The organism is Pseudomonas sp. PS02303, assembly GCF_029959925.1.
GTDB lineage: Bacteria > Pseudomonadota > Gammaproteobacteria > Pseudomonadales > Pseudomonadaceae > Aquipseudomonas > Aquipseudomonas mandelii.
In genome coordinates this window covers 1-255 of record NZ_JASCOM010000593.1, presented here as the reverse complement: position 1 = coordinate 255, position 255 = coordinate 1, and the positions used below count along the sequence as shown (strand labels likewise).

General features: G+C 55.3%; 1 pseudogene. It reads left to right on the top strand.

The features are described 5' to 3' along the window. Window positions 1-38: 38 nt before the first annotated feature. A pseudogene (istB, locus tag QMX98_RS35000) lies at window positions 39-255 on the top strand (IS21-like element ISPsy20 family helper ATPase IstB); the annotation flags it as partial.

Here is a 255-nt window from a genome sequence, read left to right as displayed (position 1 = left end):
CTACGACCGGCTCCGTACGACCGATGAGGAGAATCGCAATGCGTGACCTGATGACTGAACTCAAAGAACTGCGCCTGCACGGCATGGCCAGTGCTTGGGAAGAACTGGTATCTCAAGGAACAGCGTCGACGGCTTCATCGAAATGGCTGCTGGAACATCTGCTTCAGCAGGAACATGCGGATCGCGCGGTGCGCTCGGTGAATCATCAGATGAACATGGCAAAACTCCCCATGCACCGTGACTTAGCTGGCTTTG